This is a genomic window from Pseudanabaena mucicola FACHB-723 (assembly GCF_014696385.1).
Classification (GTDB): Bacteria; Cyanobacteriota; Cyanobacteriia; order Pseudanabaenales; family Pseudanabaenaceae; genus Pseudanabaena.
The window spans coordinates 30048-40782 of record NZ_JACJQB010000031.1 but is presented as its reverse complement, the minus strand read 5'-3'; the positions used below and the strand labels follow the sequence as shown (position 1 = coordinate 40782).

Genomic DNA, 10735 nt, shown 5'->3' with positions numbered 1-10735 from the left:
TAGCAACCCAATCTGAGCAATGGAGTCCCACCGCACCAGCAGGAGGAGATATCATCATCGAAGGAGATGAAGTCTATACTCGCGTAGGCGAGAACCTTCCCCCCCAGTGAGTCAAAAGGATGGACAGTGACATTCATTGAGCGTAAAAGTCGCTATTGGATTGAGGCAAGGGCAGGACTCAAAACCACAGAACTATTTGCAAAAGCCACAAAAACAGCATGGGAATGGACAAAGGCAAGTCAATACATTCGATGGTTTACCGATGGTGAAAGACGCTACGCTCAGCAACTGTGGCAAATGGCAAATGTGTACCTCAAATCTAATGAAGTAAGCCGTGAGTATGGACATTGGAAGGTATGGCGACATGGCTTGGAAGTTGCTATCAAAATCAAAGGCTCACAGGGAAAATGTCGAGTCGAATGGCTCAAAACTGAGCATCCATATACGGCTATTAGCGACAAGAGTGACGTTCATGCCAATCATAATGAAGCAAATAACAGTGCTTTAAGAAGGAGATGTAGCGCTTATCGTCGCAGACAAAATCTATATGCTAAAAATACCGAGGGCTTGCAACGAGCTATTACAGTACAACGCTTAATTCACAATTGGGTACGACCTCATGTGGGTTTGGGCAAGAACAAGACCCCTGCTATGGCAATCGGACTTTTTCATCGTCCCCTTTCTATTCTGGAATTATTATCCTCAAGGGGATTTTATTGCCTCACTAATTAACTGACCAGTGTCAGGATGAATTGGGTTAAGTTTATCTTCGTTCATTTGAATTCCTCAATGATAATCAACAATTTCCACATTGAAAGCGTCATCATTTTGCCATTCAAAACAAATACGCCATTGATTGTTAATCCGAATGCTATATTGACCTTCGCGATCGCCGCTTAATTGATGCAACCCAAATTTCTCCTGCCTTAATAGTCGTCATACAACCCTTCATCTTCTGGCGAATAACTTTTTAAAAAGGCATCATGAGCGCGATCGTCTATTTCTGATTTTGGCTGGATGGTAATAAGCCATTTACCTTTGCCGATTTCTTCTATTATGGAGCTAGGTATTGTAAGTTTTTCTCCGTCTTGAATCTCTATTTCAAAAGCTAATTGTAATAACTGGCTTTTCATATAATTTTAGGCGCTAAAATATCTAAAATCCTAACATAGAGTTGGGTTTGGGTTGTAGAGCGATCGCCCTCTCATCACCCAAAATCACGATCGCCTCTACAAAAAAACAAACAGCGATCTCAGTTTCTCAAAATCAACTTTCATCAATCAATCTTTCGTATTCGTCATGCAACCCAATCCAAAACTAGTAATAATCATCTCCTTCTTTTAGGGCTAAAGCTCGATATTCTCTATTAATGCGAATAGACCATAGATTTTGATTGACTTTTTTAAAGTGTAGGGATGGATAGAAGCGATCACTTAGCCAGATTTGATAAGTTTTTTTGGCTTGTGCTTTGATGGCTGGCGGCAAAGCTGCGTAAGCTTCCCAAAAATCAGGAGTTGTTAATGACTTCATCTAGTTTCTTTACGCGATTGGCAGCGATATGGGCTTTGGCGCGTTGAATGACTTTGTTTAATTTACCTTGCTCAGAGTCTTTCTTGATTTGCTTGTCCCAGTCATCTTCTGCGCGTTCTTGTAGCCACGATAGTAATGCTGATGTTTCGTCATCAGACAATCTAGCGATCGCTGTTTTAATCTCTAATAGGGTATTCATAAGAGAATTAATTTTTGATTACAAGTATGTTTACTTTGTTAAATCCTATCATGAGGTAAAAAGATCTCCACTCCACAAAAATCAAACAGCGATCGCCCCCTAAACATCCAAAATTATGATCGTATCTTTAGGTGATAGATGATTGATTCGAGATGAAACCAATCCAAAAATTAAAATAATCTCTCTGGCTCAGTCTGGTATCAGAGCTAAAAACTTATGTGGTTGCGGCTCAACTTGAAAATATTTTCGTATACTCGACACAATTAGACAAATCCGTACTACTCTTGCTTAGCAAAGTTATGTGATTAATCAATATGAAAATTGTTCAAGAGATTTCTCTAATCAGTGTTGGAAATTTTGAAAAGTCAAGCGATTGGTCTATGATTCGCGCTGAAGTTCGTGAGGCGATTTCTTTAATTGTTTATCCTCCTGGTGCATCCTCCTTCACAATCAATCCAATAAAACATGGTAATGGGGTTAAGCCTATCAAAGAAGCTTGCATGATTGCGTTGAGGGATAAATTTGGATGGAATCTCGAAACTACAACTAATTATGCAACCCGATCACCAGGAAAAATTGATGCAACAAAAGTAGTTGATAATCATCTTTTCGCACTTGAATGGGAAACAGGGAATATATCCTCAAGTCATCGGTCAGTCAATAAAATGATTCTTGGATTGTTACGAGGTGTTTTTCTAGGTGCTGCGTTGGTACTCCCTAGCAGGAAACTTTACCCTTATTTAACTGATCGAATCGGTAACTACGAGGAGCTAGAGCCATACTTTGATGTTTGGCGATCAGTTCTAATCAAAGATGGATTTCTTGCAATCTTTGTGATTGAACATGATCAATTAGACAGCAGTATCCCAACAATTGCGAAAGGCACTGATGGACGTGCATTGATCTGAAATTTTCTGCACAAAAATATCATGTGGTTCAAAGAATTGATAGTTGTGAGGTAGTTGTTTTGGACTGCTTCAATTTTTTGCGCCCTCTTGCTGACTCCCATTCCTCTACTATTCCATTATTCAAATCAGTTAGTCGGTCTATTGCTGCTTCAGTTCCCCCTATTTCTGAACCGATCCAGTAGCGATGTAATTTTTCTGCTGCATAGAATGTAGTACCAGAGCCTCCAAACGGATCGACCACAATCTGTCCTGGATTAGATGCCATTGCGATGATCCTCTCTAGCATGATAGGAGCAAGTTCATTCGCAACTCTTTTTTTGTGCCGATTATGTCGAACTGGTGGAACATCAGTCCACATCTCCTCTGCCAATGTCCAAAGGACTTCGGTAGGATCGGCTATAGGAACATTCTCCCAAACATCTTCTGGCATATCCCAAACATCCATTAAGTTAATTCCCTTTTCATTAAGGCTTTTGCGATGCCCACCATAATCTCGAATTTCTCCGCCACAATGTCTGCAAACTTGAATAGGTGTATAGACCTTGTTGAAGACCGCTGGTTCTCCTTTAGTGTAATAGAGTAACCCATAATGAGCAGGAGACATCTTTTTACCTCTAGGAAAAGCTTTTGGCATTCGGCAAGCGACCCAGTGCCGAAAACACATTCCTTTTCGATTTAGGTATGCTCCATATTCTACACACCATTTAGGCAGATTAAACACAAATAGACTGCCACCAGGCTTAATCACTCGAATACTCTCACTAAGCCACTGTTGCGACCAGTTTAGATACTTGTCTAGTTCCATTTGGTCATTTATCCCTTCACCGTAATCTTTACCAAGATTAAAGGGTGGATCAGCAAATATAAGGTCTACGGATTCATTAGGTAACGCTGATAAAAGCTGAAGACAATCTCCTTGATATAGAATGCCATACTCACTCATATATATTTGATGCAACTCTTTTTGCCTTGCAATATCCGTTGAAATTAGTTGAAAAGGAAGCATTGATTTAACATTTAAAACATTGATATAGTCTAAGTTTACATACTCTATTGTCGTTTGTCAATAGAGTCTATTTGAGGTGTTGTACTTCTCGGTTGATAAGGTTTCCCTGTTGGCTGATTCCCATATCTCTCGATCTCACTAGATTCTATGTAGTAATAGCGCCCCAGCTTGCGAGCTATAATCTGACCATTCTTGATCAGGTCATGAACCCGTTGACGGGTTACGCCAAGTTTCTCAGCAGTTTGAGCTACAGAAAGCAAATCAGGAGTGGCGCTTGAATCGGAGTTTTTCATACTATAGGATTTAGTTCTTTTAGATGCCTAAATTCAATTCTTAAAGTTATATAATTAAGCCTACCTCATGTTTTACGAAAGACGAGCGCGCCAGCCAGATAACAAGACACGGTAACAGTTAATGCGATTGCATATAAATTGATTATTCTGTGCTTTGCTGTAAGGCTAATTTCTGAATGCAACGATACGAATCAGGTTAACTAAGCCATGTATCATTTAATCTGTAATAGATCCGCAAGAAATCCGCCCAATCGATATGAGCAATCAAACCTCAAAAATCACCTATACCTTTACCGATGAAGCTCCAGCCCTAGCCACTTACTCCCTACTGCCCATCGTCCAAGCTTTTACAAAAGCCGCCGACATCGAGGTGGAACTCAAAGATATTTCTCTAGCTGGGCGGATTATTGCGAATTTTCCTGAATACTTAACCGAAGCGCAGCGTCAACCCGATGCCCTTGCAGAACTGGGCGCTTTGGCGCAAACTCCTGAAGCATATATCACCAAGCTCCCAAATATTAGCGCCTCTCTGCCACAGTTGATTGCAGCGATCGCAGAGTTACAAGCTAAGGGTTATAACATTCCTAACTATCCTGCCGATCCTCAAACCGACGAAGAGAAAGCGATTAAGGCAAAATATTCTAAAGTGTTGGGCAGTGCGGTTAATCCTGTGTTGCGCGAAGGGAATAGCGATCGCCGTGTTGCTTTAGCTGTTAAGGAATTTGCTCAAAAGCATCCCCACTCCGTTGGCGCATGGTCAAAGGATTCTAAAACCCATGTGGCGCACATGACGGAGGGGGATTTCTACGGTAGCGAGAAATCGGTGGTAATTCCCAAGGCGGGCGTAGTCAAGATTGAATTAATCACAGCCGATGGTTCCACCCAAGTTCTGAAGGAAAAAACGACTGTATTGGAAGGTGAAGTAATTGATGCTTCGGTGATGAGTGTCAAAGCTCTGCGAGATTTTTATGCTCAGGAAATAGCTAAGGCGAAGTCAGAAGATATTTTACTATCTCTCCATGTCAAGGCGACAATGATGAAGATCTCTGACCCGATTCTCTTTGGTCATGCGGTGAAGGTCTATTATCAAGATGTATTTGAGAAATATGCTGATATCTTCAAGCAATTGGGAATCAATCTAAATAATGGATTGGGGGATGTTTACGCCAAGATTCAATCTTTACCTGATGAGCAGAAGGATGCGATCGCCGCAGATTTGCAAGCGGTTTATGAGAAGCAACCCCGTCTGGCGATGGTCAACTCTGATAAGGGGATTACCAATTTGCACGTTCCTAGCGATGTGATTATTGACGCATCAATGGCGGCGGCCATCCGCTCCTCTGGCAAGATGTGGGGGGCAGATGGCAAGGCTTACGACACCAAGGCGATGATTCCCGATCGCAGTTATGCCACGATCTACCAAGCCTGTATCGAATTCTGTCAGGAGCATGGCGCATTTGATGTCACCACGATGGGCAATGTTGCCAATGTGGGCTTGATGGCTCAAAAAGCTGAAGAATATGGTTCCCACGATAAGACTTTTGAAATTACTGCTGATGGTTTAGTGCGCGTCATTGACGAAACGGGCAAGGTACTCATTGAGCATTCTGTCGCTAAAGGTGACATCTGGCGGATGTGTCAAACTAAAGATTTGCCAATTCAAGATTGGATAAAACTAGCGGTCAGTCGCGCCAAAGCCACAGGCAACCCGACCATTTTTTGGCTAGATGAACATCGCGCCCATGATGCTAATTTGATCGCTAAGGTCAAAAAATATCTACCAGAGCATGACACCACAGGCTTAGATATTCGGATTATGTCACCTGTGGCAGCGATGAAATTTACCTGTGAGCAAATTAAAGTGGGCAAGAATGTGATTTCGGTAACAGGTAACGTGTTGCGCGACTATCTCACGGACTTATTCCCCATTTTGGAGCTTGGTACTAGTGCCAAAATGCTCTCGATTGTGCCATTACTCGCAGGGGGGGGGTTGTTTGAAACAGGTGCAGGTGGCTCTGCCCCTAAGCATGTGCAGCAGTTCCTTGAAGAAGGTCATTTACGCTGGGACTCACTCGGAGAATTTTTAGCGATCGCAGTTACCCTCGAAGACCTCGGACGTAAAACTAATAATGAGAATGCGCTGATCTTGGCTAAGGCACTTGACCAAGCGAATAGCCTCTATCTAAATAACGATAAATCCCCCTCTCGCAAAATCGGGGGTATTGATAATCGTGGCAGTCACTTTTACATTGCCCTCTATTGGGCGCAAGCTCTGGCGGAACAGAATGAGAATTTGGAACTGAAGGCAAGGTTCACCAAATTAGCGCAACAACTTGCCGACCAAGAAAGCCAAATTATCGCGGAATTGAGCGCAGTCCAAGGTCAGCCCGTTGATATTGGTGGTTATTATTTGACCAATTCGGAAAAGACCAGTCAAGCCATGCGTCCTAGCCAGACCCTCAATCTTGCGATCGCAGCTCTGTAAATCGCGCAAAGATTTGCCCTCATCCCCAGCCCCTTCTCCTGTCTGCGAGAAGGGGAACTAAGATATTTTTTCTTATTCCCCTCTCCCGTAGGAGAGTAGCTAGGGGTGAGGGCTTAGAAGCTTTTATGTACTCAAAACTGGTTGACAAGCCTCAATTACTTGCTCGTAATACCCCTGCAACTGTCGCGTTGCCGCATCCCAGCTCCATTTTTCTGCCTCTAGACGCGCTTCAATGCACATATGCTCATGCCGATCCTGCAATAGATTTTGAGTTGCTTTGACCAAACCGTTGCTGTCATTGGGGTCAAACAAATAGCCATTAACGCCATTGGTCACAATGTCGGGAATACCGCCCGAATTTGCTGCCACCACGGGGCAACCCGCCGCCATCGCTTCGAGTAGCACTAACCCAAGGGTTTCGGTGCGTGATGGGAAGAGAAAGGCATCGCTAGAGGCAAAGGCGGCAGCTAGATCATCACCGCGTAAATAGCCGACAAAGTTAGTGTTTGTACCTGCAAAGATTTTCTCTAGTTCTTGCCGATAGGGCCCATTACCGACTAGAGCGAGACGACTGTTGGGAATGGCTTGTAATACTGGCAAAATTTGCTGAATTTCCTTCTCCGCCGACAGCCTACCCACATACAGAAATAATCGATCTTGAGGATGTCCCTGAGAAAGTTGCGATCGCATTTCGGCATTTTTAAAGCGCGGATGAAACTGGACTGTATCTACCCCGCGTTGCCATAGATCGAGCTTTTCCACTCCGTGCGATCGCAATTCGTCGATCATCGCAGTGGAGGTACAGAGATTGAGCTTGGCTTGATTGTGGGTATTTTTGACCAACTCCCACATCAGACCCTCCAAAAATCCCAAACCGTAATGCTGCAAATACTGGGGCAAATGGGTGTGATAGGAAGCCATCAACGGATAGTTCATGGATTTGGCATAATACAACCCTGCCATTCCCAAAATCGCAGGATTAACAATATGCACAATATCAGGCTTAAACTGCTCTAGGGCATGACCAATTGAGGGACGTGGCAAGGCTAGTTTAAGTTCTGGGTATAGCGGAAAGTCAAAGGCAGACACACCATAAACCTGAGCGCCGCAATATTCGGTAAGACCACCATCGGGCGAAAACACCATCACCTGATTACCGAGTTTGACCAAATATTCAACGGTGTATTTGAGGCGAGTTACAATGCCGTCAATTTTGGGTAAGAAGGTCTCGGTAAAGATGGCGATACGCATAGACTGTAAGGGGAGCGATTGCTATGGGCTGACAGAATCATACTATAGCGGGGTAAGCTGTGACCCAAAAGAAAAAGACTAGGCAATGCCCAGTCTTTTTCTTTTGCTATTTATTTGGAAAAATTACCAGCTAGATTTAACTACGCCTGGTAGTAATCCTTGGTGAGCCATGTCACGCAAGACGTTGCGGCATAGACCAAAATCTTTGTAGTAGCCACGAGGACGACCAGTCGCCCAGCAACGGTTGCGGTGACGGGTAGGGTTGGCGTTACGAGGAATTTGTTGGATTTCACGGTGGACAGCAACTTTTTGTTGTTGTGTCAGTTCGGGGCTGGCAAACTTTTCTTTGAGTGCTTCGAGTTTAGCTGCATATTTTTCAACTAACTTAGCGCGCTTTTTTTCGCGCTCAATCATGCTTTTCTTAGCCATTGCGGTTCTATCAGGTGATGTAGAGGTAAAAGTCTAAAAATTTAATACAATTCGCGACAGTTACCGATCATAACCTAAATCGTCAATTTGTTGAGCATAATTTTTTATGAAATGAAAAATAATTTATCTCTTACTCCCTTCTCACTGAAGAAATAGACATATAAAGCCAAGCAATAGCGTTGCGGCGCTTCGCGCCGCAACGCTATTGCTTCCAATGGGATGGGAGTATCTAATTTCTTGTAAGTAGCTAGGAATTAAAAACCAGAGCTAAAACCTGTGGCGCACGCGCAGCGTGCGCCACAGGTTTTAGAGTTTTATATTTAATTGCGACTAGTTACTTATACCCAAAAGTCATAATGAGAATTCCTGCGTTTCAGCACCTATTACTAATTGGCTGACCAATGCCCTGTACAATTCTAGGCTAGTGTTACCTTTGCTACGGAAGTAATATTACTTTTAAAGTCAGATCAAGAGTTGCAGGAAGTCCAAAGATGTCTCTTGCCCTCATCTTTTATCCACCAGTCAAAATACCCTATGCCTAGCTTACCAAGCACGATTTACCCTATTGGCGCTTACAAACTTCATGGTTTAGTGTGGCAAATTGATGTAAGTAATGATGATCAGAGCAAGCCCTATGCCCTTTGTGTGGATGCTTACCAAGGACATCTGCTCAAAATCGATCCGATTTCTGAAGGGGCAACGGTACTTAATAATTACACTGCATTTCAATTTCGGGATGCCACTGGCTTAGCGATCGCAGGGGAAACACTTTGGATTGTTAAGGACAACAGTATTTATTACTGCGATCTAGTTGATTTCGATCTACAGCCATTTATGGAGTTACCCAATCGCATCGATGGTATTGCGGTGTCTGAGGGTGGGGTCTATGTCAGTTCTAGCGAAGTTGGCAAAATTTTTGTGTTTGGACGTGCCACAAGAACTTTGCTAAGGATTATGGATGCCCCTGGTGCAGGTTTTGAGTCATTAACCTTGGTGGGTGAAGATTTATGGGTTTGCGATCGCACTGAAGAAACAGTCTATCGACTTAACGCTAAAACAGGTGAAGTGATCCATCGTGGCTTGACCCCATTCCCTAACCCAGTGGGCTTAGGATTTTTAGAAAAAGACCTATACGTGGTTTACTCAAGCGATGAAAATTACATTCGGGAGAATCCTAATGATTTAGATCAACCCTTCTCAGTCTCTTCGCGAGAAAAAACCTTTATTCATCGGCTGAAGTTTACGCAATATCAAGATGGCAAGCTGAACTACACGCTAACCAATGGCTATAAAGTTGAGATGATCTATTTAGAAGAACTCTCTTCAGAAGAACCAACTTCCGTCTATAACCTCACATGGCGCGTTGCCTATCCCACAGATAATTATCGTCAAAAATTATTAACGATCGAGCCAATCGGCATTCCCTTTTCAGAGGAAATTGTGGATGGACAAAGGGTTGCAGCTTTCAATTTAGGCAATCTGAAACCAGAAGAAGCGCGGATGTTTGGATGGAAAGCCACTTTGGAACTGCGCGGCATTAAGTATGAACTTAAAGATAGTGAAGTGGAATTTGTCCCTGATTTATCACCAGAAATGCAGAAACTTTATCTTATCGATGATGATGGATTGAGTATGGATCATCCGATTATCCAAGCAGCAGCAAGGGAAGCAGTGGGCGATGAAACCAACATTTTGCGAAAGATGCTCCGCATTCGTGATTATGTCTATGACAAGCTTTCCTATCGCGTGACTCCGTACATTGCCCCCCCAGAAGAAGTGCTTGAGAGAGGTACAGGCTCCTGTGGCGAGTATGTGGGCTTACTATTAGCGCTGACGCGATTAAATGGTATTGCTTGCCGCACCGTAGGACGCTATAAATGCCCCCATGAGAGCGATATGGTCATGAATGTGCCGTTGCATCAATACTACAATCATGTTTGGATTGAGTTTTATATTCCCAGTATTGGTTGGTTACCGATGGAGTCTAATCCTGACGATACTGGCTATCGTCCCTATCCTACGCGCTGGTTTATGGGTTTGCCTTGGTATCATGTGGAGATTGGGAAAGGCATATTTTTTGAGACAATTCAGCCTCAACCCTATTCCATTGGTGAATTAGCTCTCAATCATGTTCGATTTAAAGTTTTAGAAGAAATCTAACTTAAAACCGCAGATCTTGTTCCGCCTGCTACGCGAGCGGAACAAGATCTGGTTTGTGAACTGTAACTGATTGCTAAGTTTCATAAATTTAACTTAAGAAGATTTTTTTGATGTCTTGATACCTCTTAGGATTATGGAAATAAAATTTTTTATAAGTAATTAGACCTATGACAAATATTTCTCTTAATCTTCTCGCCGCCGTTCCTGCAACCCCCGTTTGGTCTATAAACGTGGCTTTAATCATGATTACTGCCAATGTTTTTGCGTTGGTTGTTGCTCGCTATGGCATCAAAGTCAAGGGTGTTGGACCTAGCTTACCTGTCGCATTACCTGGGTTATTTTCAGGTTTTGGTTTGCCAGAGTTACTAGCAGTTACTAGCTTTGGTCATGTTCTTGGCGCAGGTTTGATCTTGGGTCTTGCTCAAGCTGGCTTGCTATAAATTTTCTCCTTCAAATCAATAAAGGCGGCGCGAA

The 10735-nt window shown here is 43.0% G+C and carries 11 protein-coding genes and 2 pseudogenes; 5 read left to right on the top strand and 8 right to left on the bottom strand.

All coding sequences use genetic code 11. The features are described 5' to 3' along the window. A pseudogene (locus H6F41_RS13775) lies at positions 1-732 on the top strand (IS1 family transposase); the annotation flags it as partial. 54 nt (positions 733-786) lie between these two features. On the opposite strand, the pseudogene H6F41_RS13770 reads toward H6F41_RS13775, so the two are convergent. From H6F41_RS13770 to H6F41_RS13755, 4 genes and pseudogenes are all read right to left on the bottom strand, one after another. Further along, positions 787-909: pseudogene (locus H6F41_RS13770) on the bottom strand (type II toxin-antitoxin system RelE/ParE family toxin); the annotation flags it as partial. A gap of 17 nt (positions 910-926) precedes the next feature. Beyond that, positions 927-1133, bottom strand: coding sequence for a hypothetical protein (locus H6F41_RS13765; protein ID WP_190404046.1), 207 nt, complete (start codon positions 1131-1133; stop codon positions 927-929). A gap of 184 nt (positions 1134-1317) precedes the next feature. Continuing rightward, the gene (locus tag H6F41_RS13760) at positions 1318-1530 is read right to left on the bottom strand and encodes a ParE family toxin-like protein (protein ID WP_190404045.1); all 213 of its coding nucleotides are present in this window, start codon (positions 1528-1530) and stop codon (positions 1318-1320) included. Then, a complete protein-coding gene (locus H6F41_RS13755; protein WP_190404044.1) occupies positions 1508-1729 on the bottom strand; it encodes a hypothetical protein in 222 nt (73 codons plus the stop codon). Before H6F41_RS13755 ends, H6F41_RS13760 begins: the two co-directional genes overlap by 23 nt. A 314-nt stretch (positions 1730-2043) precedes the next feature. Between H6F41_RS13755 and H6F41_RS13750 the strand changes: the two genes are divergently transcribed. After that, on the top strand, positions 2044-2637 hold the full coding sequence (locus H6F41_RS13750; protein WP_190404043.1) for a PDDEXK family nuclease: 594 nt from the start codon (positions 2044-2046) through the stop codon (positions 2635-2637). 28 nt (positions 2638-2665) lie between these two features. Here the strand turns inward: H6F41_RS13750 and H6F41_RS13745 are convergent, their stop codons facing one another. Beyond that, a complete protein-coding gene (locus H6F41_RS13745) occupies positions 2666-3643 on the bottom strand; it encodes a DNA-methyltransferase (protein ID WP_190404042.1) in 978 nt (325 codons plus the stop codon). Between the two features lie 44 nt (positions 3644-3687). Further along, the gene (locus H6F41_RS13740) at positions 3688-3936 is read right to left on the bottom strand and encodes a helix-turn-helix domain-containing protein (protein WP_190404041.1); all 249 of its coding nucleotides are present in this window, start codon (positions 3934-3936) and stop codon (positions 3688-3690) included. A gap of 256 nt (positions 3937-4192) precedes the next feature. On the opposite strand from H6F41_RS13740, the gene H6F41_RS13735 reads away from it, so the two are divergent. Beyond that, positions 4193-6421 carry an NADP-dependent isocitrate dehydrogenase gene (locus tag H6F41_RS13735; protein ID WP_190404040.1) on the top strand — a complete coding sequence of 743 codons (2229 nt, stop codon included), beginning with the start codon at positions 4193-4195 and terminating at the stop codon, positions 6419-6421. A 123-nt stretch (positions 6422-6544) separates the two neighbouring features. Here the strand turns inward: H6F41_RS13735 and H6F41_RS13730 are convergent, their stop codons facing one another. Then, positions 6545-7672 (bottom strand): glycosyltransferase family 4 protein, encoded by a 1128-nt coding sequence (locus H6F41_RS13730; RefSeq protein ID WP_190404039.1) that lies wholly within the window; start codon positions 7670-7672, stop codon positions 6545-6547. 123 nt (positions 7673-7795) lie between these two features. Next, on the bottom strand, positions 7796-8101 hold the full coding sequence (rpsN, locus tag H6F41_RS13725) for a 30S ribosomal protein S14 (protein WP_190404038.1): 306 nt from the start codon (positions 8099-8101) through the stop codon (positions 7796-7798). Positions 8102-8635: 534 nt separating this feature from the next. Here rpsN and H6F41_RS13720 point away from each other — a divergent pair. Together H6F41_RS13720 and psaK are read left to right on the top strand one after the other, a co-directional pair. Beyond that, positions 8636-10261, top strand: a complete 1626-nt coding sequence (locus H6F41_RS13720; protein ID WP_190404037.1) for a transglutaminase-like domain-containing protein — start codon at positions 8636-8638, stop codon at positions 10259-10261. 167 nt (positions 10262-10428) lie between these two features. Further along, the gene (psaK, locus tag H6F41_RS13715) at positions 10429-10701 is read left to right on the top strand and encodes a photosystem I reaction center subunit PsaK (RefSeq protein ID WP_190404036.1); all 273 of its coding nucleotides are present in this window, start codon (positions 10429-10431) and stop codon (positions 10699-10701) included. The last annotated feature ends 34 nt before the right edge of the window (positions 10702-10735 follow it).

Coding starts and splice junctions, on each gene's coding strand:
- H6F41_RS13765 (WP_190404046.1), bottom strand. CDS start 1,133: ATGAAAAGCCAGTTATTACAATTAGCTTTTGAAATAGAGATTCAAGAC.
- H6F41_RS13760 (WP_190404045.1), bottom strand. CDS start 1,530: ATGAAGTCATTAACAACTCCTGATTTTTGGGAAGCTTACGCAGCTTTG.
- H6F41_RS13755 (WP_190404044.1), bottom strand. CDS start 1,729: ATGAATACCCTATTAGAGATTAAAACAGCGATCGCTAGATTGTCTGAT.
- H6F41_RS13750 (WP_190404043.1), top strand. CDS start 2,044: ATGAAAATTGTTCAAGAGATTTCTCTAATCAGTGTTGGAAATTTTGAA.
- H6F41_RS13745 (WP_190404042.1), bottom strand. CDS start 3,643: ATGCTTCCTTTTCAACTAATTTCAACGGATATTGCAAGGCAAAAAGAG.
- H6F41_RS13740 (WP_190404041.1), bottom strand. CDS start 3,936: ATGAAAAACTCCGATTCAAGCGCCACTCCTGATTTGCTTTCTGTAGCT.
- H6F41_RS13735 (WP_190404040.1), top strand. CDS start 4,193: ATGAGCAATCAAACCTCAAAAATCACCTATACCTTTACCGATGAAGCT.
- H6F41_RS13730 (WP_190404039.1), bottom strand. CDS start 7,672: ATGCGTATCGCCATCTTTACCGAGACCTTCTTACCCAAAATTGACGGC.
- rpsN (WP_190404038.1), bottom strand. CDS start 8,101: ATGGCTAAGAAAAGCATGATTGAGCGCGAAAAAAAGCGCGCTAAGTTA.
- H6F41_RS13720 (WP_190404037.1), top strand. CDS start 8,636: ATGCCTAGCTTACCAAGCACGATTTACCCTATTGGCGCTTACAAACTT.
- psaK (WP_190404036.1), top strand. CDS start 10,429: ATGACAAATATTTCTCTTAATCTTCTCGCCGCCGTTCCTGCAACCCCC.